21 protein-coding genes are annotated in these 26,416 nt (G+C 71.3%); 10 read left to right on the top strand and 11 right to left on the bottom strand.

What is annotated here, in order from left to right:
• Positions 1–71 precede the first annotated feature (71 nt).
• Both DWV08_RS15090 and DWV08_RS15085 read left to right on the top strand, forming a co-directional pair.
• A complete protein-coding gene (locus tag DWV08_RS15090; protein WP_115414553.1) occupies positions 72–3,170 on the top strand; it encodes a YhgE/Pip domain-containing protein in 3,099 nt (1,032 codons plus the stop codon).
• A gap of 134 nt (positions 3,171–3,304) precedes the next feature.
• Positions 3,305–4,087 carry a DsbA family oxidoreductase gene (locus tag DWV08_RS15085; protein WP_115414552.1) on the top strand — a complete coding sequence of 261 codons (783 nt, stop codon included), beginning with the start codon at positions 3,305–3,307 and terminating at the stop codon, positions 4,085–4,087.
• A 43-nt stretch (positions 4,088–4,130) separates the two neighbouring features.
• On the opposite strand, the gene DWV08_RS15080 is transcribed toward DWV08_RS15085, so the two are convergent.
• The 8 genes from DWV08_RS15080 to DWV08_RS15045 form a co-directional block, all read right to left on the bottom strand.
• The gene (locus DWV08_RS15080; protein WP_115414551.1) at positions 4,131–5,066 is read right to left on the bottom strand and encodes a VOC family protein; all 936 of its coding nucleotides are present in this window, start codon (positions 5,064–5,066) and stop codon (positions 4,131–4,133) included.
• Between the two features lie 135 nt (positions 5,067–5,201).
• A complete protein-coding gene (locus DWV08_RS15075) occupies positions 5,202–5,906 on the bottom strand; it encodes an NUDIX hydrolase (protein ID WP_115414550.1) in 705 nt (234 codons plus the stop codon).
• A 168-nt stretch (positions 5,907–6,074) separates the two neighbouring features.
• Positions 6,075–7,061 (bottom strand): class II fructose-bisphosphatase, encoded by a 987-nt coding sequence (glpX, locus tag DWV08_RS15070; RefSeq protein WP_115414549.1) that lies wholly within the window; start codon positions 7,059–7,061, stop codon positions 6,075–6,077.
• Between the two features lie 159 nt (positions 7,062–7,220).
• Positions 7,221–8,228 carry a Gfo/Idh/MocA family protein gene (locus tag DWV08_RS15065; RefSeq protein ID WP_115414548.1) on the bottom strand — a complete coding sequence of 336 codons (1,008 nt, stop codon included), beginning with the start codon at positions 8,226–8,228 and terminating at the stop codon, positions 7,221–7,223.
• 83 nt (positions 8,229–8,311) lie between these two features.
• On the bottom strand, positions 8,312–9,271 hold the full coding sequence (locus DWV08_RS15060) for a Gfo/Idh/MocA family protein (RefSeq protein ID WP_115414547.1): 960 nt from the start codon (positions 9,269–9,271) through the stop codon (positions 8,312–8,314).
• Positions 9,272–9,285: 14 nt separating this feature from the next.
• Positions 9,286–10,662 carry a substrate-binding domain-containing protein gene (locus tag DWV08_RS15055; protein ID WP_115414546.1) on the bottom strand — a complete coding sequence of 459 codons (1,377 nt, stop codon included), beginning with the start codon at positions 10,660–10,662 and terminating at the stop codon, positions 9,286–9,288.
• Positions 10,659–11,576 (bottom strand): carbohydrate ABC transporter permease, encoded by a 918-nt coding sequence (locus DWV08_RS15050; RefSeq protein WP_115414545.1) that lies wholly within the window; start codon positions 11,574–11,576, stop codon positions 10,659–10,661. The genes DWV08_RS15055 and DWV08_RS15050 overlap by 4 nt, the downstream gene beginning before the upstream one ends.
• Positions 11,576–12,568: a carbohydrate ABC transporter permease gene (locus DWV08_RS15045; protein ID WP_115414544.1), complete on the bottom strand. Its 993-nt coding sequence runs from the start codon at positions 12,566–12,568 to the stop codon at positions 11,576–11,578. Before DWV08_RS15045 ends, DWV08_RS15050 begins: the two co-directional genes overlap by 1 nt.
• A 259-nt stretch (positions 12,569–12,827) precedes the next feature.
• Here DWV08_RS15045 and DWV08_RS15040 point away from each other — a divergent pair, with 259 nt between their 5' ends.
• The gene (locus DWV08_RS15040) at positions 12,828–14,045 is read left to right on the top strand and encodes an ROK family transcriptional regulator (RefSeq protein WP_115414543.1); all 1,218 of its coding nucleotides are present in this window, start codon (positions 12,828–12,830) and stop codon (positions 14,043–14,045) included.
• Positions 14,046–14,047: 2 nt separating this feature from the next.
• On the opposite strand, the gene DWV08_RS15035 is transcribed toward DWV08_RS15040, so the two are convergent.
• Positions 14,048–15,310, bottom strand: coding sequence for an MFS transporter (locus DWV08_RS15035; RefSeq protein ID WP_241237333.1), 1,263 nt, complete (start codon positions 15,308–15,310; stop codon positions 14,048–14,050).
• Between the two features lie 97 nt (positions 15,311–15,407).
• On the opposite strand from DWV08_RS15035, the gene DWV08_RS15030 reads away from it, so the two are divergent.
• Positions 15,408–16,343, top strand: coding sequence for an aldo/keto reductase (locus DWV08_RS15030; protein ID WP_115414541.1), 936 nt, complete (start codon positions 15,408–15,410; stop codon positions 16,341–16,343).
• A gap of 297 nt (positions 16,344–16,640) precedes the next feature.
• Here the strand turns inward: DWV08_RS15030 and DWV08_RS16960 are convergent, their stop codons facing one another.
• The gene (locus DWV08_RS16960; RefSeq protein WP_211315066.1) at positions 16,641–16,760 is read right to left on the bottom strand and encodes a putative transporter small subunit; all 120 of its coding nucleotides are present in this window, start codon (positions 16,758–16,760) and stop codon (positions 16,641–16,643) included.
• 37 nt (positions 16,761–16,797) lie between these two features.
• Complete coding sequence (locus tag DWV08_RS15025; protein WP_115414540.1) at positions 16,798–18,552, bottom strand: sodium:solute symporter family protein; 1,755 nt, start codon at positions 18,550–18,552, stop codon at positions 16,798–16,800.
• 480 nt (positions 18,553–19,032) lie between these two features.
• Here DWV08_RS15025 and DWV08_RS15020 point away from each other — a divergent pair, with 480 nt between their 5' ends.
• From DWV08_RS15020 to DWV08_RS14990, 6 genes are all read left to right on the top strand, one after another.
• Positions 19,033–20,055 carry a Gfo/Idh/MocA family protein gene (locus DWV08_RS15020; protein ID WP_115414539.1) on the top strand — a complete coding sequence of 341 codons (1,023 nt, stop codon included), beginning with the start codon at positions 19,033–19,035 and terminating at the stop codon, positions 20,053–20,055.
• A gap of 222 nt (positions 20,056–20,277) precedes the next feature.
• Entirely contained in the window at positions 20,278–21,168 is an 891-nt protein-coding gene (locus tag DWV08_RS15015) for an ATP-grasp domain-containing protein (RefSeq protein WP_115414538.1), read from the top strand.
• A 348-nt stretch (positions 21,169–21,516) separates the two neighbouring features.
• Positions 21,517–22,788, top strand: coding sequence for an ABC transporter substrate-binding protein (locus tag DWV08_RS15010; RefSeq protein WP_162801590.1), 1,272 nt, complete (start codon positions 21,517–21,519; stop codon positions 22,786–22,788).
• 4 nt (positions 22,789–22,792) lie between these two features.
• Entirely contained in the window at positions 22,793–23,749 is a 957-nt protein-coding gene (locus DWV08_RS15005; protein WP_115414536.1) for a carbohydrate ABC transporter permease, read from the top strand.
• A complete protein-coding gene (locus tag DWV08_RS15000) occupies positions 23,746–24,585 on the top strand; it encodes a carbohydrate ABC transporter permease (protein WP_115414535.1) in 840 nt (279 codons plus the stop codon). Before DWV08_RS15005 ends, DWV08_RS15000 begins: the two co-directional genes overlap by 4 nt.
• 320 nt (positions 24,586–24,905) lie before the next feature.
• Positions 24,906–26,390, top strand: a complete 1,485-nt coding sequence (locus DWV08_RS14990) for a hypothetical protein (RefSeq protein WP_115414533.1) — start codon at positions 24,906–24,908, stop codon at positions 26,388–26,390.
• The last annotated feature ends 26 nt before the right edge of the window (positions 26,391–26,416 follow it).

The following is a 26,416-nucleotide window of genomic DNA, read 5'->3' as shown; positions in this document are numbered from 1 at the left end:
GAGTTCCTCCCACCACACTTGTTACCCGGCAGTAACAAAACTCGATACACCGGTGTATCGTCGCGGCCGTGATGCGATACCTCCGTGCGCTCCCCGCCTCCCTGGCCACCGCCCTCGCCGCTCTCGTCTCCGCCCTCGCCACCGCGCTCGGCGCCGCGGGCCGCGGGGCGGCGGCCGTGCTGCCCGGCGAGTGGAAGAAGCCGATCGCGGCGCTGTTCGTCACCGGGCTGGCCCTGGTGCCGCTGATCTACTCCGGGAACATGACCTGGTCGTTCCTGGATCCCAGCCACCGCCTGGACCACGTCACGGCCGCCGTGGTGAACGAGGACTCAGGCGCCGTCGCCACCGCCCCGGACGGCGAGCGCATCACGCTCACGGTGGGCGCGGACTTCACCGAGACGCTGCTCGAGAAGGAGCAGGAGAACCTCTACCGCTTCGTGGAGGTCTCCCCCGCCCAGGCACAGCGAGGCCTGGCGGACGGCACCTACGGCGCCACCATCGTGATCCCCGAGGACTTCTCGGCCAGCATCGCCTCCCTGGGCGACGAGGCGGAGCAGGCCGCGCCCGCGCTGCTCACCGTCTCCACGAACGACTCGGTGAACTACGTGGGCGGGAACTTCACCAAGTCCGTGGGCGCTGCGCTCACCGAGGCGCTGCGCACGAACGTGCTCGAGGAGTACCTGGGGCAGGTGTACGTGGGCTTCACCTCGATCCACGACGGCCTCGCCGAGGCGGCCGACGGCTCCGGGGAGCTGGCCGACGGCGCGGCCTCCCTGCACGAGGGCGCCGGCGACCTCGCGGACGGCAGCGCCGAGCTGGCGGAGGGCACCGGGGAGCTGGCGGCGGGCGGCGCCGAGCTCGCAGGCGGCGCGGAGTCCCTGCACGGCGGCGCCCTCGACCTGGTGGTGGGCCTGGACCGGCTCACCGCGGGGGCGGTCACCCTGCGCGACGGCGTCGCCACCGTGGACGACGGCGCGCAGCAGCTCAGCGGCGGCCTGGACACCCTGGACGCGAACAGCCAGGAGCTGCGCAGCGGCGCGGACCAGCTGGCCGCCGGCACCGAGCGCCTCGCCACCGGCGCCGGCGATCTCGCCGACGGCGTTGGGCAGGTCGCCGACGGCACCCGACAGCTCGACGAGACCGTCACCGCGGCGCAGCAGCGGGCGGAGGTGCTGGGCGTCACCGAGGAGAGCGTGCAGGCCACCAGCGAGGACCTGCTCACCGCGATCGACGCCCTCGAACGCGCCGCCGCAGATCTCCCCGGCCGGCTCGAGGACCCGACCTCCGCCGCCGGCACCCTCGCCGAGACCGCCGCGGCGGCCGACGAGGCCGCCTCCTCCCTCGCCCAGTCCGCCCAGGACCTCGAGAACGCCACCGCGGACCGCACGGAGGATGCGCGCACCCTGCGCGAGGACGCCGCCGCGATCGGCGAGGACGTCTCCGCCCTGGACGAGGACGTGCAGGCGATCGCCGAGCAGTCCGCCACCGCCGCGGGCAGCGCCACCACCGCCGCGGAGGGCACCCGGGACTACACCGACCAGGTGGACGACTTCGCCTCCCGCTGCGCGGACTCCGGCGCGGATCCAGCCTACTGCGAGGAGCTCACCGCCCTGGCCGGCACCTCCGCGCAGGTGCGGGAGGACGCCGACCAGGCGCAGACCGATGCGGGCGCGGCGGAGGAGACCTCCGCTGCCGCCGCCGAGACCTCCACGGACGTCTCCGACGTCGCCTCCGGCATGAGCGAGACCGCGGGCGCGCTGACCACCTACCTGGAGGATCTGGGCGACACCACCACCGCCCTGTCCGAGGGCAGCACGGCGGTGGCCGACGCCACCGGCCCGTTGGCCGAGGACGCGACCGCCCTCGAGGAGGATCTGGCCGCACTGCGGGAGGAGGTCGAGGACGCCGCCCCCTCCCCCGCCTCGGACGGGAGCGCCTCCGCCCTCGCGGAGGATCTCGCCGCCCAGGCCCGAACCGCGGCCGCCGCCCTGCCGGAGGCCTACTCCACCCTGGCGCAGGGCGCAGAGGACGTGCACCGTCTGAACGCGGGCGCGCAGGAGGTCTCCTCCGGCGCGGACTCCCTCGCCTCCGCCGTGACCAGCGCCGACTCCGGCGCCGCGGAGCTGGCCGGCGGCGTGGACACCTACACCGACGGGGTGGGCACCGCCGCCGACGGCGCCGACGAGCTGGCCGCGGGCACCTCGCAGCTGGCGGACGGCTCCGGCGAGCTCGCCGACGGCCTGGCCGCGGCCGACGACGGTGCGCGGCAGCTCGCGGACGGCTCCGCGGAGCTGGCCTCCGGGGCCGAGGAGCTCGCGGCCGGCGCCGCGCAGGTGGACGACGGGGCCGGGCAGCTCGCGGACGGCGCCGCGCAGCTCGACGACGGCGCGGGCGAGCTCGAGGACGGTGCCGAGGAGCTGCACGAGGGCCTGGTCGAGGCGGAGGGCGAGGTGCCCTCCTACACGGACTCCGAGGGAGAGCACCTGGCCGAGGTGGCCGCGGAGCCGGTGCGGATGGATCTGGTGCGCGAGCACGACCTGGGCCGCTTCGGCGAGGGCCTGGCCCCGCTGTTCCTCGCAATCAGCCTGTGGGTGGGCGGCATGGCGATCTTCCTGATGATGCCGCCGTTCTCCGCCGAGGCGATGGCGCGCGGCACCGGGGCGGTGCGCCTGCTGGCCGGCGGGCTGGTGCCGGCGCTCGCGCTGGGCCTGGTGCAGACGGTGATCGCCGTCGGCGCCCTGGACCGCTTGGTGGGGGTGACGATCGACGACGTCCCGCTGATGCTGGGCCTGGCGGCGCTGACCTCGATGGTGTTCGTGGCGCTGAACCACGGCTTCGGGGCGCTGTTCGGCCCGGTGGGGAAGTTCGTGGCGCTGGTGCTGGTGGCGCTGCAGATCTCCGGCGCGGGCGGCACCTACCCCACCGCGACGCTGCCGGACTTCTTCCGGGCGATCCACCCGTACCTGCCGATGACCCACGCGGTGGACGCGTTCCGCGGCGCGATCGGCGGCGGCTGGATCGACCCCGCCGGGGATCTCACCTGGCTGGGCGGCTGGCTGACCCTCGGCGTGGCGCTGGGGCTGCTGGGCGCGGTGGTGCAGCGCCGTCGGGCCCTGCGGACGGGGGGTGCGCAGCCGGAGGTCCCGGCCGACGGGACCGCGCCGGCCTGACGGCCGTGCGGCGGCGCAGCCGCTCCGCGGACAGCGGAGCACCCGGCCGCGCCCTGTCGGCGCTCAGCTCCCCCCGGTACAGTTTTCAACGAACTCGTCGCCGGAGCGCCCGGCGCAGACCGTGGAGGATTCCGATGACCGCAGAGCAGAGCACCCCCGACGCACCGGCGACCGCGAGCGCAGACCCGGTCACCCCCGAGGCGCCGCTGATCACCGTCGACGTGTGGACGGACGTGGTGTGCCCCTGGTGCTACATCGGGGAGTCGCGCCTGCACGACGCGATCGAGGCCGAGGGCCTGACCGGCCAGGTGTATCTTCGCGCCCACTCCTTCGAGCTGGATCCCACCTCGCCGCGGGAGACCGTGCGCAGCAACCTCGAGCACCTGGTCTCGGCCAAGGGGATGGCGGAGGAGCAGGTGCGGCAGATGGAGTCGCAGATCCAGGAGATGGCCCGCGAGATCGACCGGGAGTACGTCACGGAGCGCCCGATGGCGAACACCCGCGGCGTGCACCGGGTGATGCAGGCCCTCGGCGAGGCGCACGGGGTCGACGCCGCGACCGCCTTCTTCCTGGAGCTCCAGCGCGGCTACTTCACCGGCACCGCGAACCCCTTCGAGACGGAGACGGTGATCTCCCGTGCCGTCGAGGCGGGGCTCGAGGAGCAGACCGCCCGCGATGCCCACGCCGGGCGCACGCACGACGAGCAGGTCGAGGCGGAGGTGCGCGAAGCCGCGTCGCTCGGTGCTCGCGGAGTGCCGTTCTTCCTGTTCAACGACAAGTACACCGCCCCGGGCGCTCTGCCGGAGGAGGCGTTCCGCCAGGCACTGCGGCAGATCGCCGACGAGGCGCGTGCGGAGCGGGGCATGAGCGCCCCCGAGACGGGGGCGAGCTGCGCGGCCGACGGCACCTGCGACTGAGGCCATCCCCGGCACGAGAGCGTGCCGGGGATGACCAGGGGCGTCAGCGGGCCAGGAGCTCCTCGGTGCCGGTGCCGGGCAGGCTCACGGTGACCGGGGTGCCCCACGGGTCCTGGACGGAGACCGAGCGGCCGGAGTCCGCGTAGGAGACCCCGGCGCCGGAGAGCCGTGCGACGAGGGCGTCGAGGTCCTCGCGGCCGGGGACCGTGATGGCGACGTCGGCCAGTCCGAGCGCGGCCGCGCGGGGCCCGGCGCCGCGGCTGTTCCAGGTGTTCATCGCGACGTGGTGGTGGTAGCCGCCCGCGGCGGCGAACAGCGCGCCGGGGTGGGTGCCCACGGTGGTCTCGAAGCCGAGGGTGTCGATGTAGAAGCGTCGCGCGGTCTCCACGTCGCCCACCTGCAGATGCACGTGGCCGACGATGCCCGGGCGCACGCCCGGGTCGGCGCTGACCTCGTCGGTGAGGTGCTCGGTGAGGTACGTGTTCGGGTCGAGGTAGAGGGTGTCCATCGCGACCTGGCCGTTCGTCCACTGCCACCGGTCACGGGGGCGGTCGCGGTACAGCTCGATGCCGTTGCCCTCGGGGTCGGTGAAGTAGAAGGCCTCGGAGACGAGGTGGTCGCTGCTGCCGGCGAATCGCGAGCGCGGATCCTGCGCGGCGCGCAGCACGGTGCCGGCGAGCGAGGCCTCGTCCTCGAAGAGGAAGGCGGTGTGGAACAGCCCGGCCTGACGGGGGTCCACGCCGGGCAGGCCCGGGGTGGCGACCAGGCGCACGAAGGGCACGCCGCCGCGGCCCAGCACGCGGTGCACCTCCCCGCCCACGCGGGCGCGCTCCTCGATCGGCTGCAGGGCGAGGGCGTTCTCGTAGTAGGAGCTCATCAGCTCGAGGTCGCCGACGCGCAGGGTGACGGCGTCCATGGCGAGGTCGCCGGAGAAGTGCCGGTCGTCGACGGCGGGAGCGGGGGCGGGAGAGGTGGTCATGGTGCGCCTTTCGTCAGGAGGTCGATGGCTCCATTCTGCCTCACTTTGGTTGACGATTCAACCATCGGGAGAGTGCGCTGGGCCTCCGGAGCGACAGGAAGAGGCGGAAGCGACGGCCGGGGACCGCCGCAGGAGTCAGTCGCCGGAGCGCAGCAGGGGCGGCACCAGCGAGGTGCCGGCGCCGGCCCGGTACAGGCGTGCAGGGCGCCCGCCCGTCGGCGCCGCATAGCGGTCCAGCTCCTCGAGGAAGCCCTCGGTGCGGGTGGCCTTGCGATGGAAGTTGCCGGCGTCCAGCGTGGTGCCCCAGACGCTCTCGTAGACCCCGCGCAGCTGGGAGACGGTGAACTCCTCGGGCAGGAAGGTCACTGCGAGGGTGGTGTACTCCAGCTTGCTGCGGGCACGCTCGACGGCGCTGTCGAGCACGGTGGCGTGGTCGAAGGCGAGGGTGACCGCGCAGAGGTCGGAGAGCGGCCACCAGCGGGCATCCGCGACATCCTCCCCGCGGCGGGGGTCGGGGAGATCCGCCCCCAGCGCCATGAACGCCACCGAGACCACGTGGCCGCGCGGGTCGCGACCGGGGGTGCCGAAGGTGCGCACCTGCTCGAGGTGGACGGCACCGCTGCCCAGCGAGGCCTCGTCGGAGAGCACCCGATAGGCGGCGTCCTCCAAGTCCTCCCCGTGCGCGATGAAGCCGCCCGGGAGCGCCCAGGCCCCGCGGTGCGGTTCGTCGTCGCGCTGGATGAGCAGCACGCTCAGCGCCCCCTCGCGCAGCGTGAGGACGATCAGGTCGACGGCGACGCGGATCTCGGGCGAGGTGGTCTCGGACGGTGAGGCGGCCATGCATCCACGATATGCGGAGTTCTGGTCACTGTGACACCTTTTGGAGTACGGACTCACAGGTAATGACGGGACGGTCGAGGTGCCCGCGGAGTCCGGCGGGCGGCCGGCAGGCACCGACGGCCGACCGACCGGGACGCCGCCGGCGCCCCGACCAGCGATCCGTCGGGCTCACTCGGCGATCCAGCGGTCCCACTTCTCCGCGCGGTGCTCGGCCTCCACCAGGCGCACGGTCCCGGAGGCGGAGCGCATCACGATCGACTCGGTGACGATGTGGTGCTGGTGGTAGCGCACCCCGCGCAGGAGGTCGCCGTCGGTGATGCCGGTGGCGGCGAAGTAGCAGTTGTCGGAGGCGACCAGATCGTCGGTGGTGAGCACCTGCTCGAGGTCCAGGCCCGCGTCGAGGGCCTTCTGCCGCTCGGCGTCGTCGGTGGGGGCGAGCCGGCCCTGCAGCATGCCGCCGGTGGCCTTCACCGCGCAGGCGGCGATGATGCCCTCCGGGGTGCCGCCGATGCCCAGCAGCATGTCCACCCCGGCGCCGCGGGCCGCGGCGATCGCCCCGGCCACGTCGCCGTCCATGATGAACTTGACGCGCGCCCCGGCCGCACGGATCTCCCGCACCAGCGCCTCGTGGCGCGGCCTCTCCAGCACGCACACGATCACCTGGTTCACCGGCTTGCCCAGCGCCTTCGCGACCAGCTTGATGTTCTGCTCGATCGGCAGGCGCAGGTCCACGAACTCGGCCGCCTCGGGCCCCACCACCATCTTCTCCATGTAGAACACGGCGGAGGGGTCGTACATGCTGCCCTTCTCCGCCACGGCGAGGACGGCCAGGGCGTTGTTGTAGCCGAGCGCGGTGAGGCGAGTGCCGTCGATCGGATCCACGGCGACGTCCACCGAGGGGCCGGTGCCGTCGCCCACGGCCTCCCCGTTGAACAGCATCGGGGCCTCGTCCTTCTCGCCCTCGCCGATCACCACCGTGCCGTCCATCCGCACCGTGTCCATGAAGGAGCGCATCGCGTCCACCGCGGCGCCGTCGGCCCGGTTCTTGTCCCCGGCGCCCACCCAGCGGGCGCCGGCGATGGCGGCGGCCTCGGTGACGCGCACCAGCTCGAGGGCGAGGTTGCGATCGGGGGCGGCGGGGGCAGGGCTGGTCATGAGGGCTCCTCGGGACGAGAACGGCTGCGGAGTCGGCGGCCTGCCTGGCGACAGGCCGATCATTGCCTGACGTGCGCCTCCGACTCTAGCCGACCCCGCCGGTGCCCCGCCCGGGAACGTCCCGGACGGGGCACGGCGGAGGTGCCGCGGCCGCCTCCCTCAGACGGACAGCACCTCCTCCGCCTTCCCGCTGCGGGCGCTCTCGTAGGCGGCGAGGATGATGCCCAGCACCGCGATGCCCTCGGCCTCGGTGTTCAGCGGGCGGCGGCCCGTCTCCAGGCAGGTCACGAAGTCCGCGATCTCGGCGGCGAAGGTGTCGATCGGCTCGTGCGCGATCACCTGCTCCTCCTCGCCGCGGAGCTTCACGCGCAGCGTGGAGCCGTCGGAGGAGAGCGACCCCTTCTCCCCCACCACGGAGAAGCGATCGGTGCCGGGGGCGGCGTCGTACGCCCAGGACGTGACCAGCTGGCCCACCGAGCCGTTGTCGAAGCGCACCAGCACCTGCGCGGAGTCCTCGCCCTCCATGAAGGTGAGGCGGTGGGTGGACATCATCGCGAAGGCCTGCACCGGGGTGCCGCCGGCGAGGTGCATGAGCAGGTAGGTGGGGTGGTACCCGGTGTCGATGTACTCGCCGCCGCCGCTGGTCGCGGCGTGCGCGCGCCAGCCCATGGTGGAGGGGTCGAAGTCGTTGTGGAACGAGTCGGTGGTGCGCACCTCGTACACGGTGCCCAGCGCACCGGAGTCGATCACCTTCTTCGCCTCCGCGACGGCGGGCATGAACAGCTGGTTGTGGGCGCACATCAGGGTCACGCCGGCCGCCTCGACGGCCTCGCGCACCTCCGTCGCCTCCTCGGCGCTGAGGCACAGCGGCTTCTCGCACAGGATGTGCTTGCCGGCCCGGGCGGCGGCGACGATCGCGTCGCGGTGCAGGTGGTGGGGCAGGCAGATGTCGACGGCGTCGACCTCGGGGTCCTGCACGAGCTCGTGGAAGTCGGCGTACCCGGTGGCGCCGGTCTCCGCGGTGCGGGCGGCGAGGGCCTCGGGGTTCACGTCCGCGATGGCGGTGATGCGGGCACGGTCGGGGATGGCGGCGTAGCCCGTCAGATGGGCGTTCGCGATGCCGCCGCCGCCGATGAGGCCGATGCGGACGGGGAGGGTGACGGTCATGGGTGGTCTCCTTCGAGGGGGTGGACTGCGGTGTGCGGGGCGAGGGGCGGGGACGTCGGCCGACGGGCGCGGCCGGCCGGCGGTCAGGCGGTCGCGGCGCTGTTGGCGGCGACGGTGAGGGCGGTCAGCGCGCGGGCGCGGGCGAGGTTCTCGGCGGTGGGGGTGCCGGTGCGGATCGCCTCCACCCACTGGGCGAAGGGGGCGGGGCCGTCGGCCGGCAGGGGGAGGTCCTCCCACCCGTCGGCCGTGCCCAGGCGCAGCCGGTTCTCGGCGTCGTCGAACAGCAGCGTGCCCTCGGTGCCCTGCACCTCGATCGAGAACGGGCTGCGAGGGGTGACGAACCCGGTCTCGATCACGCCGATCGCGCCGTCCGGCGTGGTGATGGTGACCGAGGCGTTGTCCTCCACGCCGCGGCCGGTCATGTCGGTGTAGCTGGCGCGCACGGAGGCGACCTCCTCCCCCAGGATCAGCTGGGTGAGGTAGACGGGATGGGCGGCGAGGTCGGAGAAGGCGCCGCCGATCGCCTCGGCCGGGTCGTAGAAGCGCGCGGGCAGCCAGTCCGCGGTCGAGCCGTTGTGGGCCAGGCGCACCCGGGAGTAGGTGAGGCGGCCCAGCCGGCCCGAGGCGAGCACCTCGCGCAGGGCGAGGGCGTAGCCGTGCGCCAGGCGCGGCAGGGACACGGTGAGCTGCACGCCCGCGGCCTCGGCCGCGGAGATCAGGGCGTCGCAGCCCGCCACCGTGGGCGAGAGCAGCTTCTCGGTGAACACGTGCTTCCCGGCCGCGAGGACGCGGCCCAGGATCTCGTCGTGGTCGGTGGTGGCGGTGGTGTTCGTGACGCCGTCGAGGTCCTCCCGGGCCAGGAGCGCGCCGAGATCCGCCTCGAAGGGAACGCCGAGGCGGTCCGCGAGCGCGCGGCCGCGGCCCTCGTCGTCGTCCCAGACGGCCACGAGCTCCGTGTCCGGGTGGTCGATCGCGGCGCGGCCGTACTCCTCGGCGTGGACGTGCCAGGCGCTGAGCACGGCGATGCGCAGGGGGTGGGTCATGGGGTGAGGTCCTCTCAGGGGTCCAGTCGGGTGCTGGGCTGCCCGTAGGTGTCCGGCATGCGGTAGCCCTCGAACAGCTCCATCTTGGGGGCGATCATCGCCTGGTTGTCCGCCACGGCCTCGGCGGGGGTGCGCGACCCCAGCGCCACCGAGGAGCGGGTGCGGGTGAGCGTGTCCCACATCGCCGAGCCCACCGGCAGCGGGGGCCGCGAGGTCGAGTTCGGCAGCATCGTGCGGAACAGCTCCGCCTCGGGGTTGTAGTTCCCCTCCTCGATGGCGCGCACGTTGGTGGGCAGGTTCCCGTACTGGGGCACCACCATCGACTGGCCCTCGAAGCCGGCGTAGAACTTCAGGAACTCCCACAGGGCCTTGGTGATGTTCGCACCGCGCGGGATCACCAGGCACTGCCCGCCGGACCAGGTGTAGGTGGGGTCGCCGTCCTGCGCCACCGGCAGGTAGGTGAACTTCAGCGGCAGATCGGGGGCGTACTTCTCGTTGCCGGAGATCTGCCAGGGGCCCGTGGTGTCGATGCCCAGGCGGCCGCTGAACATCGCCGTCTGCGTGGGCGGGGCGTTCGGCGGCTGATAGGTCGCGAAGAACGCGTCCACCGAGGCGTACGGGAAGCGCTCGGCCCAGTCCGCGTACAGCTGGAACACCGACTCCCACTCGGGCGAGTCGAGGGTGACGGTGGCGGTGTCGTTGTCATACGCCTGCGCGTCCAGTCCGAAGGCCCAGGTGTAGGGCCAGCCCTCGCCCAGCCAGGGGGCGAAGCCGAAGCGCGTGTAGTTGCCGCGGTCGTCGATCTGCACGATCTTCTCGACGGCCTCGCCCAGCTCGTCCCAGGTGATCACGTGCTGCTCGGGGTCGAACATGTCCAGGTCCACGCCGGCGTCGCGCAGCACGTCCTCGTTGTACATCAGGCCGCGGGCGTCGGTGGTGCACGGCAGCCCGTACAGGCGACCGTCGTAGGTCAGCTCGTCCACCGCGAACTGGATCCACTGGGAGGTGAACTCCGGCACGGAGACCTCCTCGAAGCGCTCGATGAGCTCGTCGAGCGGCTCGAGCAGACCGATGGACGCGTTCTGCACCGCGTTGAAGCGGTCCATCCACCACAGGTCCGGCGCGGTCCCGCCGCGCACCGCCGTGATGATCGAGGACATGTCCGCCACCCCGGAGGAGGGCACCTGGTCGATGTAGATCTCCACGTCCCGGCCCGCGTCCGTGGCGAGAAAGGCCTCGCGCACCTGCTCGTCCTTGTCCTTGTCCGCGGCGCCGACGCCCCAGTAGCGGATCACGCCGGGGCCTGCCTCCGGGGAGGAGGCGCAGGAGCCGAGACCCAGTGCGAGGGACGAGGCCGTGGCCCCGGTGAGGAAGGATCGTCTCGAGATCACTTGAAGCCTCCGATCGTGATGCCGCGGATGAAGTACCGCTGGAAGACGAAGAACAGGATCAGCAGCGGCAGGATCACCAGGAACGAGGCCGCCATCAGCTGGTTGAAGGAGACGTCCTGCGCGTTCACCGAGCGGAACGTCTGCAGGCCGATGGAGAGGGTCTGCACGCTCTCGTCCTGCAGGTAGATCAGCGGCCCCATGAAGTCGTTCCACGAGGCCACGGCGGCGAAGATCGCGACCGTGGTGAGCGCCGGCAGGGAGGTGGGGAATGCGATGGTCCACAGGATCCGCCATTCGCTCGCCCCGTCCACCCGGGCCGCGTCGAGCATCGCGCGGGGGATCTGCAGCAGGAACTGGCGCAGCAGGAACACGTAGAACGCGGAGCCGAACGCCGCCGGGATGATCAACGGGAACAGGGTGTTGACCAGCCCCAGCCGCGCCCACATGTCGAACATCGGGATGAGCGTGACGGGGAACGGGAGGAACAGCGTCGCGATCACCACGTAGAACATCGTGTTGCGGCCCGGCCAGTCGATGCAGGCGAAGCCGTAGGCGATGACGAAGTTCGAGAGCACCGAGAGCACCACCACGGAGACGGTGATGATCGCGGAGTTCGCGAAGAAGGTCAGGAACGGCATGGCCGTGACGGCCTCGACGAAGTTCCCGAACTCCCAGCTGCGCGGGATCAGGGTGGGCGGGAACTCCGCCAGCTCCTGGTCGCTCTTCAGCGCCGAGGCGATCATCCAGTACAGCGGCAGCAGGAACAGGATGCTCAGCGCGATCATCACGATCCGCGCGGTGAGGGTGGAGTACCAGGGCCGGACGGTCCCGTCGGCCCGTCGGTTGTAGTTCTCGGCGTCCGCCGCCTTGCGGGGCACGTCGTAGCGGGTGTCGGTGCGCATCATGCTGCTCATCAGCCGGCCTCCACGTCGTAGTTCACGAACCGGCGCGAGAGCCAGTAGATGAGAAGGGCGAGGGCGAGGCCCGCCAGGAACAGCAGCACCGCGAGCGCCGAGGCGTAGCCCAGCTCGGCGAAGCCGAAGGCGTTCTTGTAGAGGTACATCATGTAGAACAGCGCGCCCGCATCGGGGTCGCCGGTGCCGTTGGTGACGATGTACGCCTCGGTGAACACCTGCAGCGCGCCGGAGACGCCGGTGATGAGGTTGAACAGCAGCACCGGGGTGAGCAGCGGGAACGTGATCGCGGCGAACTGCCGGATCGGCCCGGCCCCGTCCACGCGCGCGGCCTCGTAGATGGTGCGGGGGATGTTGCGCAGCCCGGCCAGGAAGATCAGCGCGGCGTTGCCGGCGCCGAGCTGCGCCATGAGGATGATCGCGATCTTCACCCCGGTGGGATCGCCCAGCAGGTTCACGTTGGGACCCCCGAAGAGGTTGATCACCTGGTTGAACGCGCCGAACTGGGGGTTGAGGAACACGATGAAGATGAACGACATTGCGAAGGCGGGGATCAGCGAGGGGGCGTAGAAGATCGTGCGGTACAGCGCCACCTCCCGCACGTTCTGGTTCATCGCGATCGCGAGGGTGAGCGCCACCAGCAGGCCCAGCGGCACCGCGATCACGGCGTAGAAGAGGGTGTTGCCCACCGCGGTGCGCACCAGCGGATCCGCGGCGGCGGTGACGTAGTTCTGCACCCCCACCCAGGTGGGCGCCTCCATCCCGGAGTACCGGGTGAAGCTCAGGCCGATCGAGTAGGCGACCGGGTACACGATGAAGATCAGCACGCCCACGATCCAGGGCGAGATGAACAGCAGTCCGGTGCGCAGGTTGCGGCGGCGCACCGTCGCCCTGCCCGGACGAGGGCCTGCGGGATCCGCGGCGGCCGTGGCCCCGCCGGCTGCGCCGCCGGGGCCCGCCGTGCGCGGGTCTGCTGCCAGCGATGAGCTCATCGGTCCCTCCTTCCACTGACGGGCACGACCTCGGTGTCGTGCCGGGTGAGGTGCTCGGTCCCGACCTCGGACCGAGGGGAGGGCGCCTCTCGCACCCTCCCGGCCCGAGCTCCCGCGCCCGGGCCGATGCCGCCGGAGCGGCCTGGCGTGACGTACATTACTCACACCGATGGACAAAATGGAAGGGGCTCCCCGGGAGATACTCGGAGCCCGGCCTCGAGGCCGGGGCGGAGAACCGGACATACCGGGAGGTGCGCGGATGCAGGGCAGGACGATGCTCGACCTCGGACGGCGCAACGAGCTGACGGTGCTCTCCGCCGTGCGCCTCTCCCCCGACGGCACCTCGCAGTCCGAGGTGGTCCACCGCACCGGCCTCTCCCGGCAGGCCGTCTCGCTGATCACGCGGCGGCTGCGCGAGCGGGGCCTGATCGAGACCGACGGCACCCTCTCGGGCAGTCGGGGCAAGCCCCGCACGGTGCTGCGGATCGTGCCCACCGCGCTCCTCGCCGCCGGCGTGCACCTGGACCCGGCCGGGATCTCGCTGGTGATCGTGGACCTGCTCGCAGAGGCCGTCGCCCAGCGCTCCCTCGCCCCGCCCACCGACGACCCGCCGGGAGACATCGCCCGCATCGCCCGCGAGCTGAGCGCGATGCAGGAGGACCTGCAGAGGGAGGGCTGGCGCACCCCCGACGGCCGGTGCGCCGCAGAGGCGATGCTCGGCATCGGCGTGGCCAGCCCCGGCGGCGTGGACGTCGCGGCCGGCATCGTGCTGACCCCGCCGTGGCTGCCCGGCTGGCGACACGTGCCCGTGACCGCCCTGCTGGAGCACGAGACCGGGCTGCCGGTGGTGCTCGACAAGGACACCAACGCGGCGCTGACCGCGGAGACCTGGTCGGTGGCAGGGCCGGCCGAGGAATCCGTGCAGTACGTGTACCTGGGGGCCGGCGTGGGCTCCGCGCTGAGCATCCGCGGCCGTCCCCACCACGGGGCGGCGGCGCAGGCCGGGGAGATCGGGCACCTGCCGACGGGACTCACCGGGCGGCGCTGCGGCTGCGGGCGCGACGGGTGCCTGAGCGTCTACACCGACGTGGAGACGATGCTCTCCGCCGCAGAGGCGCGCGGGCTCCCCCTCGGCGGAGCCGGGCGAGCCTCGTCGGAGCGCCTCGCCCATCTGGTCGCCTCCGCCACCGCCGGCGATCCCGTGGCGGCAGAACTGGTCGGTGACTACGGCGCCGCGCTCGGCGAGGCGCTGCGCACGCTGATCGATCTGCACGACCCGCATCGCCTGGTGATCGGCGGCCCCTCCTGGGACGTGCTCTCCCCGCTCGTGCTCCCCGAGGTGCAGCGGCGCGCGGCCGTCCCCGCCCCGGACGGGACCGCGCCGGGTCTGGAGTCCTCACGGCTCGGCGACGGCGTGGGCGCCCTCGGCGCGGCCACCCTGTTCCTGCAGCGGGAGCTCTCGCCCTCGGACAGCTGAGCTCAGCCCCGCAGCCGGGCAGGCCGGGTGAGCATGTGCCAGGTCCAGAAGGCGGTGCCCAGCAGCGCGAAGGCGAGGGCGGTGAGGCCGAGGGTCACCAGCGTGTCGCTCACCAGCGGGGCGATCGCGCCGGCGAGGAGGGCGTTGAGCACCAGGGCGAAGAAGGTGCCCAGCGAGGCCGCGGCCCCGCGCTGGTGCGGGAACAGGTCCATCGCCTCGAGCTGGATCGGCGCGAAGAACAGCGAGACGGTGAAGGAGATCAGCGCCGGGCCGGTCACGGCCAGCAGCAGCACCGGGGCGAGCTCGCCGGGCTCGCCGTCGAGGAAGGAGACCAGCAGCAGGTTCACCGCGGTGGAGGCGATCGTGCCCACGAAGCCGAACGTGATCAACCGGCTGCGCGGCATCCGCTCGGCCGCGCGCCCCACCATCCAGGAGCCGCCCATGAGACCGGCGATCAGCGGGGCGAACAGCACCCAGAAGTCCTGCTCGCCCAGCCCCAGCAGGCGCACCACGATGATCGAGGCGGAGGCGATGAACAGGAACTGGGAGCCGAAGCCGAACGCCGTCGCGGCCGCGACCCGCAGCATCACCGGCGAGCGCCCCACGTGCACCAGGGAGCCCAGCAGGGAGCGGAGCCGCAGCGGGGTGCGGTCCGCGGGCGGCAGCGTCTCCGGCAGCGCGGTGGTGAGCGCCAGCACCGCCAGCCCGTACAGGCCCACGCCCGCGAACACCCAGCGCCAGTCCCCCAGCAGGAGCAGCCAGCCGCCCACCAGCGGGGCGATCGCCGGGGCGAGGGCGAAGATCATCATCACCCGGGCCATCAGCCGCTGCGCCTCGGCGCCGTCGAACAGGTCCCGGATCACCACGCGGGAGACGATCGTGGCCGCCCCGGCGCTCATTCCCTGCAGCACCCGCAGCAGCACCAGCGATCCCAGGCTCGGCGCGATCACGCAGCCGAACATCCCGATCAGGTAGATCACCAGGCCGCCGATCATCACCTTCTTGCGGCCCAGCGCGTCCGAGAGCGGCCCGTGGAACACGGACATCACCGCGAAGGCGGCGAGATAGGCGGAGATCAGCTGCTGCAGCGCCACCTCGTCGGCCGCGAACTCCGCCCCGATCCGGGTGAACGCGGGGAAGACGGTGTCGATGGAGAACGGGCCGATCATCGCCAGCGACGCGATGGTCAGGGTGAGGCGCGCACCGGCACGACGGGGCTCGGCAGGGGACGCCCCGGCGGGGGTGCGGGGCGGGGAAGCGGTCACCCGCTCCACTGTAGGCACACCCGGCGCGTCCGTCACGGGCGGTCCACGGCCGGCGTACGCTCTCGGGGAGACCGCCCCCGACGGAGCCGAGGCCCCCATGAAGCAGTTCACCATGCCGCACACCGACATCGCCGCACCGAACGTGGTGCTCGGCCTGATGCGCATCGCGGAGAAGTCCGACGAGGAGATCCGCACCTTGGTGCGCACCGCGCGCGAGGCCGGGATCGACTTCCTCGACCATGCCGACATCTACGGCGGGCAGCTGCACCGCTGCGAGGAGCGCTTCGCCCAGGCGCTGCAGCTCAGCCCCTCCGAGCGCGACCAGGTGACGATCCAGACGAAGGCCGGCATCGTCACCGACGGCCCGTACTTCGACTACTCGTACGAGCACCTGATCGAGTCCGTCGAGGGCTCGCTGCGAGCGCTGGGCACCGACCGCATCGACATCCTGCTGCTGCACCGGCCCGACGCGCTGGTGGAGCCCGAGGAGGTGGCGCGGGCCTTCGACGCGCTGCACGCCGCGGGCAAGGTGCGCCACTTCGGCGTCTCCAACCACACCCCGCGCCAGATCGACCTGCTGCGCAAGCACGTCCAGCAGCCGATCGTGGCCAACCAGCTGCAGCTGTCGATCACCCACTCCACGATCATCGCCCAGGGCATCGCCGCGAACATGCAGGGCACGGACCAGTCGCTGGTGCGCGACGGCGGCGGGATCCTCGACTACTGCCGCCTGCACGACATCACCGTGCAGGCCTGGTCCCCGTTCCAGGCCGGCTTCTTCGACGGGGTGTTCCTCGGACATCCCGAGCACGCCGAGCTCAACGCCGCGATCGACCGCCTCGCGGCGAAGTACCAGGTGGCGCCCGAGGCGATCGCGACCGCGTGGATCACCCGGCACCCGGCGCAGATGCAGGTAGTGCTCGGCACCACCACCCCGCAGCGGGTCGCGGACTCCGCCGCGGGCTCCGAGGTGCCGCTCACCCGCGCCGAGTGGTACGAGCTGTTCCGCGCCGCAGGGTGGATCGTGCCCTGAGGGCGCATCGCCTCCGGAGCGCGGCACGGTCGGCGGGGTGGCGCGGCTGCCGGGGCCTAGCGGGCGGCCCGGCTGCCGGCGCCCAGCGGGCGGCCCCTCCCCCTCCCGCACAGAGAAATGTCACGGGACGATCGATGCGAGCACGCGCATCGATCGTCCCGTGACATTTCTTCGCCGGCCCGACCCGCGAGGCGGCGCCCCGGCCGGCCCGGCCCGCGAGGTGGCGCCCCGGCCGGCCCGGCGCCGAGGGGCGGCACGGCCGGCCGGTGGCTCGAGCTGCCGCCCGGCCGGGTGCCGTCAGATGACGGGGCGGCCCTCGTCGCGGGCCTTCTTGACGTCCTTGGCGAAGCCGCCGGCGATGGCGATCAGCACGCCGAGCACGATCAGCGGCCACATGAGCACGTAGACGGTGAGCATGGGGGTCCTCCTCTTGCAGGTGGGGGAATCGGGGTTCTCAGCGGTCGGAGCCGGCGACGACGCGATCACGGTCGTCGTCATCCCCGGTGGTGGGTTCGGCGGCGGGGGTCTCCTCGTCGAAGTCGCCGGTGACCTTCTTGATCACGGAGAAGTCGAAGTCCTGGGTCGAGCGGACGCTCATCAGGTAGCAGACCAGGAAGGAGACGGCGTAGGCGACGAGGGAGCCGGAGAGGGTCTCGTAGTCGCGCAGCGCGAAGAGGCCGAAGGGCAGGGCCGCCAGCGCCGCGACCACGCCGACGATGATCGCCGGGCGCAGGCCGAAGAAGCCGAAGGCCATGATCCCGAGCACCACGCCCACGCCGACCACGGCGAGCAGCTCCACCAGGAGCGCCCAGCCGCCGGTGAGCGGGATCCACTGGAACCGCACCGGCAGGAAGATCGCCAGCGCCGCGACCACGGAGACGCTGAAGGCGAGGTTGGTGACCTTCTTCCAGTAGAAGGAGGCGATCACCGGGAACACCAGGCAGCCCCACAGGGCGCCCACGAACACCAGCAGGTCCAGGATGTTGAACTTCGCGGTGGCGAAGTAGAGGGCGAGCCCGGTGGCCACGATCATCGTGACCCGACCGATCAGCAGCATGAGCTTGGGGTTCACGTTCTTGCGGCCCACGGACTGGCCGTACACGTCGGTCATCACGATCGAGCTGAGGGCCGCGAGATCGGAGTCCGCGGTGGAGGAGAGCGAGCCGACGATCATCACGAAGGCCAGCGCCACCAGGGCCACGGGCAGGTAGGTGCCCACCATCTGCGGCATCAGGTTGTTGACGTCGCCGCCGGTGGGCTGCACGCCCAGGTACAGCGCCATCACGCCCAGCATGCCCACGCCGATCACGGTGGCGCCGTAGCCGATGGTGGCGGTGATGAAGGTGGGCTTGATGAGGTCCTCGCGCACGGCGAACAGGCGCTGGGCGATGGTCTGGTTGCCGATCGCGTAGGCCAGCACGGCGGCGATGTACGGGGCGCCCTGGTTCATGAACGCGTCGGAGGAGAAGAAGGTCTCCTGCTGCGGGGTGACGTTCCCGCTGGCCACGCCCTCGGTGAACATCGAGGGGCCGCCGGCGAGGAAGAACACCGCGGGGATGATGATCACCGCGGCGCCCAGCATCGCCATCACCTGCGTGAAGTCGGTGAGCACGGAGGCGCGGAAGCCGGACCACAGGGTGTACATCAGCACGCCGCCGGCGATGATGAGGATGCCCGCGCCGAAGCTGAGCGGGGAGAGCATCGAGATGATCGCGCCGCCGGCGATGAAGTTCGAGGTGAGCGAGATGACGGAGCCGAGCACGTTGGAGCCGGCGAGCATCAGCTGCGAGGAGCGGCCGTGCCGGGCGTACATCACCTCGGCGAGGGTGTGGGCGCGCGGCGCGACGGAGCGGATCCGCTTGCCGAAGGGGTAGATGAACAGGATCATCAGCGCACCCCAGAGGCCGTAGTGGATGGGGCCGGAGACGCCGTACGTGTAGCCCGCGGTCACCGAGGCGTACATGGAGGAGGCCCAGATCCAGGTGGCGGTCATCGAGGCGGCGGAGACGCCGAAGCCGATGCTGTTGCCGGCGGTCATGTAGTCGTCGGCGTTCTCCTTCTTGCGGGAGATCGCGACCGACATCCACATCGTGCCCCCGTAGAACAGGAGCAGAAGCAGGATCACTCCGATGATTCCGAGCTGTGCGATCTCGCCTGCGGGCGGCACTGGACTTCCTTTCGTCGCGGACAAACCGTTCTTCACGTGCATCCGGTCTCCGCGAGGCGCGCGAGTGCGCACAGGGCTCGTGGCGCCCCTGCGTCGGGCCGACCGGCGTTCGACCCCCGCGACGCCGGCCGCCCCGCGTCGACCCGGGCGGTGCCGTGCACCTGCTCCGGGGAGGGGGCGGCACCCGTCGGTCCGCGCCCGTGCAGGGCGCACCGCGGCGCTGTCGCACCGGGAGCCGCATAGATAGTCGCACAGCAGGGGCAGGGTTACCAGTCCGAAGGTAACTATCAGGTCACTCTCGCAGGTCAGGGCGCATAAACCGATTGTCAGACAAACGGATGGCGCATACGATCGCGATCACGATGCATGCTGATGCACTCGGCGGGTGGGGCCCTTCGCGACGGGCCCCTTCCCGGCAACCCGCGGCATCAGGCGGCATCCACGAGCGCCGGGTCCGAGCCGCCCGTACAGTGAGCAGGATCGAGACGGGCCGGACCGTCGGCCGCGAGGAGGAGGACGAGGATGACCGTGCGCATCGGCGTGATCGGATGCGGGGACGTCTCCGTGGTCCACTTCGAGGCGATCCGGGACATCGAGGGCCTGGAGCTGGTGGGCGTGGCGGACACCGACCCGCAGGCCCTGGCCCGCGCCGTCGAGGCCACCGGGGTGCCGGGCTTCGCGAGCACCCAGGAGCTGATCGACGGCGTCGGACCGGTCGCCGTGCACGTCACCACGCCGCACGATGCCCACATCGACCCCTCCCTCACCGCGCTCGCGGCGGGCGTGCACGTGCTGCAGGAGAAGCCGCTCGCCCACACCCTGGAGGAGGGCCGGCGCCTGGTGGATGCCCTCGCCGCTGCGCCGACGGACGGCCCGAAGGTGGGCATCTGCTTCCAGAACCGCTACAACCTGGCCAGCCAGCGTCTGCACCAGATGCTGCGCTCCGGGGAGCTGGGGGCGGTGCGGGGTGCCTGGGCGTCGGTGGTGTGGACCCGCACGGCGGAGTACTACCGGGCCAAGCCCTGGCGCGGCACATGGGCGGGCTCCGGCGGCGGGCTGCTCATCAACCAGGCGATCCACACCCTGGACCTGGTGCAATGGCTGCTGGGCGGGGTGGAGCGCACCGACGGCCACGTCGCGACCCGCAAGTACGGCGACGTCATCGAGGTGGAGGACACCGCCGAGCTGCTGCTCCACCATCCCGGCGGGATCACCACCTCGTTCTACGCCACGCTCACCGCTCCGCAGCACCGGCCGGTGGAGATCGAGCTGGACTGCGAGAACGCCTACGTCACGCTGCGCGGCGGCACCGACGGCGGGCTCACGATCCGCTGGGCCGACGGGCGGGTGGACACCCTGGGCGAGCGCTCGGTCACCTCCGGCGGCCGCTCCTACTGGGGCGTCTCCCACGAGCTGCTGATCCGCGACTTCCACGCCCGCCTGGCGGAGCCGGAGCCGTTCTGGATCGGGCCGCAGCAGGCGATGGCCTCGCTGGAGATCCTGAAGGAGGCGTACCGGCTGAGCGGCGTGGGCCCCCGGGGCTGAGCCGGGCGGGTGCCGCAGGCCGACGGGCCGCTCCGGGCGGGTGGCGCGGGCCGACGGGCCGCTCCGGGCGGATGCAGCGAGCCACGGCGGCGGCAGCGGTATGCGCGTCCTTGCACGCGTGGCATCGTTTCGTCCACCGGTGCGGGCGCGCGGACACACAACCCTCCTCTCCCCCATCGACCCCCGTCGAGAGGGCCCTGTTCACCGGCTAGTGTCGGACCCATGACCCGGATCGGCATCCTCACCACGCGCCCCGACTTCTTCACCGCCGCGGATCCGGAACGGGACAGCCGCCCCCTCGTGGCGGCGCTGCGGGCACGGAGCGTCGACGCCGAGGCGCTGGTGTGGCGGGACGCCTCGGTGGACTGGGCCGGGTACGACCTGGTGGTGATCCGCAGTCCCTGGGACTACTCCGAGCGGCCCGCCGAGTTCGACGCCTGGCTCACCCGCGCGAGCGCCCTCACCCGGGTGCTCAACGAGCCCGAGCTGGTGCGCTGGAACATGGACAAGCGCTACCTCTCCGCACTCGAGGCCGCAGGCATCGCGGTGGTGCCCACCAGCTACCACCACGAGGAGGGGACGTTCACCGCGGCCCTCGAGGAGTTCCCGGCCGACGCGCACGTGGTGGTCAAACCGTCCGTCGGCGCCGGATCGCGCCTCACCGGGCTCTTCGGTCGCGACGACCCCGCCGCCGCGGACCAGGCCCGCACGATCCTCGCCGAGCGGGGCACCCTGATGCTGCAGCCAGAGATCGAGGAGCTCTCCTCCGGGCGGGAGAAGGCGCTGTACACGCTCGACGGAGCGGTCACCCACGCCGTCGCCAAGGGCGCGCTGCTGGCCCGCGGCGGCGGCCTGCGCGGCGGCGTGTACCAGGAGAACCCGCAGCTGGTGGAGGCGGGCGAGGCGGAGCGCGCGTTCGCCCGACGGGTGCTCGACGCGGTCGCCGACGCCACCGGACTGCCCGCCCCGCTCTACGCCCGCATCGACATGGTCGACTCCGCCGCCCACGGCCTGGTGCTGCTCGAGGCGGAGCTGTTCGAACCCACCTTCAACCTGCACCTCGTGCCCGAGGTAGTGGAGACCTTCGCGGAGGCGATCCTGCGGCGGGTGTGAGGAGGTGGGGGGCGTCAGGAGCCCTCACGCCAGGCGCGGAGAGCTCCGAGAGCGGCCTGCGGCCCAGGTCGCCCAGCCGTCTTCCGCTCGGGGCGGCCACGGCCACGGGTCCGGATCGCGAAGCCTCACCGCCGGATCGCGACGCCTCACCGCCGGACCGCGACGCCCCGCATCCGGACCTCGGAGCCACCCTCGACACCTGCAACGTTGAGACTGTGACCGGAAAGCGCTTGACAATCTCTCTGCATCGAGCGGACTATGTGTGGACATGCCCCGCTCCCCGTCACCGCCATTCGGCGAGGGAGCGATGGCCGCGTCAATGAAGCGCAGTCCACCGAGGAGAGCCCCATGCCCGCATTGAATCGTCGCACCCTGCTTGCCGCCGGCCTCGCCACCGCGGCCGTCCCGACAGTCGCCGCCTGCGGAGGGAATTCCTCCGGCTCGACGGACGCCCCGCTCCAGTTCATCCTCTCCGGCGATGCGAACCAGGGCGGCGGATACGCCACCATGGCAGAGAAGTACCAGGAGGAGACAGGGGTCGTGGTCGAGATCGTCGACGTTCCCTACGACGACCTGCAGACCAAGGTGCGCAATGCCGCGCAGGCGAACGACCTTCCCGCCATCGGCCGCATGCCCTCGGTGGACCCTGTCTGGCTGGATCGCACCGTGGATCTCGCCGACATCGCGGCCGAGGTGAAGCCTATCGAGGGAATGTACGCAGCGGACGAGGACGGAAAGATCCCCGCGCTTCCGAGCGACCTCACCGCCGTGGGCATGTTCCTCAACAAGGACCTGTGGGACGAAGCCGGCGTCGAGTACCCCACGTCGTTCGACGACAATGTGTGGACATGGGATGAGTTCCTCGAGTCCGCACGCACCGTTCGTGAGGCGACCGGCATCCGGTTCTCCCTCACGATGGATCGCAGTTCGCACCGCCTGAGCAGTTTCCTCTACCAGAACGGCTCCGAGGGCCTGGCGCTCACGGATGACCTCTCCGAGTACGTTGCGAACGACGGCACCGCCGGCGCCCTCGAACGCTTCATCGCGATGAACGACGACGAGGTCATGCCTCGCTCCGTCTGGCTCACGGAGGAGGATCCCAACGCGATGTTCAAGACGGGACAGATCGCCGCCTACTACTCGGGCTCGTGGCAGATCGCGGACTTCGTCGAGAACATCGCCGACTTCGAATGGATCAGCGTGCCCATGCCCGCTCAGCCCGATCAGGCCACGAACTTCGGCGCCGCTGCCCAGATCGTCGTCTTCGAGGGCACGGGCCAGGAGGAGCAGGCGCTGGACTTCGTGAGGTGGCTCTACTCCCCGGAGAACTACGCGGAGATCTCCCGCATCGCGGGCTTCCTGCCGGCCACCGAAGGCGTCGAGGTCTCCTACGACGCACGCCAGGAGGACTTCGACCTCTACAACGCGGCGATCGCCGGGTCGCCGGCGTTCGTCGGGCAGATCAAGGAGCGCGACCTCGCCCTCCAGGTCTCGGGCACCGCGGCGCCGCTCAGCGGAGACCCGCTGCGGGACGAGACGGTCAAGGCGATCTCGGGTGACATCTCTGCCGAGGAGGTCGTCGAGAACGCCCTCGCACAGCTCAACGAGAGCCTTGCCTGAGCCGATGCCCACGCTCACCTCGCCCACCGACGCCTCCCCTGTCGCCGGCCCTGTCCGGGCCGGCGACGGGGCCAGGCGGCCCAATGCCGTTCGCGAGCGGAGACGACGCGGCCTCGTCGCCGCCGTCTTCCTCCTGCCGGCGTTCGTGCTCTTCTGCCTCTTCTTCGTCGGCCCTGCCGCCCTCGGGGTCCTGTACTCCTTCACGGACTACCGCGGCTACGGCGATGCGGAGTTCGTCGGGATCGAGAACTACAGCGCTCTGCTGGCCGACTCCGATTTCTACACGAGCCTGCTCCGCACCTTCCTGTACACCGCGGTCGCGGTGCCCTTCGGGTACTTCCTCTCCCTGTTCGTGAGCGCGCTCCTCGTCTCGCGGCACGCCAAGGGCACCACGGTCGCACAGGTGATCTTCTTCTTCCCCTGGCTCGTCTCGCCGATCGTCACGGGCGTGATCTTCCGCTGGCTGTTCGGGGAGAACTTCGGCCTGGTGAACTACCTGCTCTCCTCCGCAGGGCTGAACCCTCTGCACTGGGCGGCGGATCCGAACCTCGCACTCCTCGTGGTGATCCTCGCCGGTTCCTGGGGAGGGACCGCCTTCTCGATGCTGCTGTTCATGGCGGCGATGCGGAATGTCCCCTCGTCGTACCTGGAAGCGGCATCCCTGGACGGCGCGGGACCCGTCACGCGATTCGTCCGCATCACCTGGCCGCTGCTCCGCCCCACCTCTTTCATGGTGATCCTGCTGGGGACGATCGGTGCCATGAAGGAGTTCGCGATGATCCAGGCGCTCAACGGCGGCGGACCGGGGACTTCGAACGTCCTCATCGTCCAGTACATCTACAAGACCGGTTTCGAGCAGTCGAAGATCGGATATGCGAGCGCCGCCTCGATGGTGCTGATGGTGATCCTTCTGGCCATCGCCCTGATCCAGAAGCGCTTCGACAGGAGTGATCTCGAATGACCCCCACCACGCGCACGGCGCCGTCCACGCGCTGGATCGCACCGACGGCCCTGCTGTGGGCTCTCGCAGCGCTGTTCCTGATCCCCGTCGCCTGGTTCCTCCTGAGCTCCTTCAAGCCGGGCAGCGAGCTCTTCACCTGGCCGCTCCGCCTCTTCCCGCAGGACTGGACGCTGGACGGCTACCGCACCGCCTGGTCGCGGTTCGACTTCCAGACCTATTTCCTCAACACCGCCTTCGTCGCCGTGGTGACCACGGTCTTCACGGTGTTCGTGAGCGCATGCACGGGCTTCGCCCTCGCGAAGTACCGCAACCGCTGGGTCCAGGCCTTCTTCCTCATGATCCTCGCGACCACGATGCTCCCCACAGAGGTGATCATGCCGTCGACGTTCGCCGTGATCCTGGGGCTCGGTCTGTACAACTCGCTCGCGGGCATCATCATCCCCTCGATCATCACGGCGACCGGCATCTTCATGTTCCGGCAGTTCTTCCTGACGGTTCCCGACGAGCTCCTTCAGGCAGCTCGGATCGACGGTGCCGGAGAGTTCCGGATCTTCTTCACGCTGATGCTCCCGATCGCTCGGCCGATCATCGCGGTGCTGGCGATCTTCTCGTTCCAGTGGAGATGGAACGACTACATCTGGCCGCTGCTGGTGCTGAACGATCAGGACAAGTACACCCTCCAGATCGCGCTGCGCTCGATCGTCGGCGCCGAGAACATCGACTGGTCGGTCCTGCTGGGCGCCTCGGTGATCTCGCTGATCCCGATGGTGCTGCTGTTCCTGGTGTTCCGCCGTCAGATCATGAACTCCGACATCAGCTCCGGGCTCAAGGACTGATCCGCCCAGGGAAGGACGCCCCGTTGACCACTCCCACCTCTGACTCGCGTGGTGGCCTCCGTGCCTCAGCGCTGTCCGTCGACGAGCAGGCACGTGTCGCGCAGAGCGCTCGAGCGCTGCCGGAGAGAGCGCACGCCGCCCTCGCTCACCCCACCCACCGCGCGCTGGGTCGTGTCCTCCGCGACGCGACGCTCTTCCTGCTCCCCGGCAGCCCGGTGCACGAGGTCGACGCCGCGGGTCTCCATGAGGCGGCGAGCTCAGCACTCACACGTCTGCGCACTCTCCTCCTCCCTTCCGGCACGTTCAGCGGGGGCGACAACGTGGACTCCCCGCCGGACACCGCCTTCACGGTGAACGACCTCGCCTGGACGCGCACGACGCTCTCGCACACCGATGCCTCCGTGCGGGAGTCGCTGCCGAGCACCGTCATCGATGACCTCGACCACCTGCTCGACGCTGTCACTCCCGCACTGCGCCACGGCGGCGTCCACACGCCCAACCATCGGTGGGAGATCTCGTCCGCGCTGTGCCGGCTGTGGGAGGTGCACGGCGACAGATCGTGCCTCGACCGCGCCGAGCAGTGGCTCGGCGAGGGCGTGGACCTCCAGCGCGACGGTCTCTTCTCGGAGCGCAGCGCGAACTACGCCGCGCACGTGTCCGTGCCGTCGCTCCTCACGATGGGTCGGATCCTCGAGAGGCCGGAGCTGATCCGTGACGCGGACATCGCGACTCGGCGCCAGGCGGAGCTGACGGATGCCCGCGGCTTCGTGGAGACCCTCGCCTCGCGTCGCCAGGACCAGTTCGCGCCGTTCGACGGGGGCGCGCTCCACCCCTGGTTCCGTGCTCACGCCGCACGGACCGGCGACCCTCTCACCGCACGGGCGGCTCACCGCACGGCAGCACGCGCCGATGCCGACGCACTGCTCACGTTCCTCGCGCACACGGCGGAGGAGCCGGAGGCCGCCACCCCGTCGGACGCGCCCGCGCCCGACCCCACGCCGACGAGCCCCGAGGTCGTCAGCCTGGACGAGTCCGGGCTGGTCACCATCGATCACGGCAGCACGTCCACCGTGCTCTTCGGCGGCACGGACACCGCCGCGCTGGGGCGGATCACCTCCGGTTCCTCGTCCCGCCCCGTGCTCGCGCGCTTCCGCGGACGCGAGGTCGGCATTCGGGAACTCCGACTCTCCCGTGACTTCTTCTCCCTCGGGCCCATGCGACCGGGCCCACCGGTGGAGGTGCCCGGGCCTCGTTCCGGCGAGCATCGCTACCTCCTCGAAGAGCGGGTCCAGGGGGAGTACTTCCATCCTCTCCCCCGTCCCGAGCGCGATGCGGACGGTCGCTACGCGCTCGAGTTCAACGGCCGCTTCGCCGCTGCCATGGACTTCTCCCGTCGCCCGGCCGACGCCGTCCGACTCGACACGAGCCTTCAGGCGACGTCGCGGCCCGGCGAACTCGAGCTGACGTGGACATTCGACGGCGCTGCCGCGCCGCAGTGCCTGCTGCTGGCGCTGGACGGTGTGCGGAACGCTCCAGCATTGCGACGTGACGCGCAGGGACGCCACGTCCTCGAACCTTCCGAGAGCGGTCAGGACACGAGTCGAGCACGATGCGTGCTCGAGGGAGCCTCCGAACGCGTGGAGATCACCGCCAGCGGGGCTCTCGGCGGCCGCGCCTTCTACGACCCGGGGGAGGGATACACCTTCCTCGGGGCGACCGACGAACCAGAGGGCGACGTGCTGCTGATCCCTGCCTCGAGTTCGGCGCCGCTGACGGTGCGGTTGCGCGTGCTCGGCGACAGGTGATTCCGAGCCCCTCCCCGGGATCGGTC

This window comes from Brachybacterium saurashtrense (genome assembly GCF_003355475.1).
GTDB lineage: Bacteria > Actinomycetota > Actinomycetes > Actinomycetales > Dermabacteraceae > Brachybacterium > Brachybacterium saurashtrense.
The sequence above is the reverse complement of the archived record's forward strand: the minus strand, read 5'-3'. Positions and strand labels throughout refer to the sequence as shown.

Excerpts from the sequence above, each read along its gene's own strand:
- DWV08_RS15010 (WP_162801590.1), top strand. The coding sequence starts at position 21,517 with ATGCCCGCATTGAATCGTCGCACCCTGCTTGCCGCCGGCCTCGCCACC.
- DWV08_RS15075 (WP_115414550.1), bottom strand. The coding sequence starts at position 5,906 with ATGGCCGCCTCACCGTCCGAGACCACCTCGCCCGAGATCCGCGTCGCC.
- DWV08_RS15065 (WP_115414548.1), bottom strand. The coding sequence starts at position 8,228 with ATGACCGTCACCCTCCCCGTCCGCATCGGCCTCATCGGCGGCGGCGGC.
- DWV08_RS15050 (WP_115414545.1), bottom strand. The coding sequence starts at position 11,576 with ATGAGCAGCATGATGCGCACCGACACCCGCTACGACGTGCCCCGCAAG.
- DWV08_RS15005 (WP_115414536.1), top strand. The coding sequence starts at position 22,793 with ATGCCCACGCTCACCTCGCCCACCGACGCCTCCCCTGTCGCCGGCCCT.
- DWV08_RS15080 (WP_115414551.1), bottom strand. The coding sequence starts at position 5,066 with ATGACCACCTCTCCCGCCCCCGCTCCCGCCGTCGACGACCGGCACTTC.
- DWV08_RS15040 (WP_115414543.1), top strand. The coding sequence starts at position 12,828 with ATGCAGGGCAGGACGATGCTCGACCTCGGACGGCGCAACGAGCTGACG.
- DWV08_RS15030 (WP_115414541.1), top strand. The coding sequence starts at position 15,408 with ATGAAGCAGTTCACCATGCCGCACACCGACATCGCCGCACCGAACGTG.
- DWV08_RS15025 (WP_115414540.1), bottom strand. The coding sequence starts at position 18,552 with ATGCACGTGAAGAACGGTTTGTCCGCGACGAAAGGAAGTCCAGTGCCG.
- DWV08_RS15020 (WP_115414539.1), top strand. The coding sequence starts at position 19,033 with ATGACCGTGCGCATCGGCGTGATCGGATGCGGGGACGTCTCCGTGGTC.
- glpX (WP_115414549.1), bottom strand. The coding sequence starts at position 7,061 with ATGACCAGCCCTGCCCCCGCCGCCCCCGATCGCAACCTCGCCCTCGAG.
- DWV08_RS15085 (WP_115414552.1), top strand. The coding sequence starts at position 3,305 with ATGACCGCAGAGCAGAGCACCCCCGACGCACCGGCGACCGCGAGCGCA.
- DWV08_RS15045 (WP_115414544.1), bottom strand. The coding sequence starts at position 12,568 with ATGAGCTCATCGCTGGCAGCAGACCCGCGCACGGCGGGCCCCGGCGGC.
- DWV08_RS15000 (WP_115414535.1), top strand. The coding sequence starts at position 23,746 with ATGACCCCCACCACGCGCACGGCGCCGTCCACGCGCTGGATCGCACCG.
- DWV08_RS15090 (WP_115414553.1), top strand. The coding sequence starts at position 72 with ATGCGATACCTCCGTGCGCTCCCCGCCTCCCTGGCCACCGCCCTCGCC.
- DWV08_RS15060 (WP_115414547.1), bottom strand. The coding sequence starts at position 9,271 with ATGACCCACCCCCTGCGCATCGCCGTGCTCAGCGCCTGGCACGTCCAC.
- DWV08_RS16960 (WP_211315066.1), bottom strand. The coding sequence starts at position 16,760 with ATGCTCACCGTCTACGTGCTCATGTGGCCGCTGATCGTGCTCGGCGTG.
- DWV08_RS15015 (WP_115414538.1), top strand. The coding sequence starts at position 20,278 with ATGACCCGGATCGGCATCCTCACCACGCGCCCCGACTTCTTCACCGCC.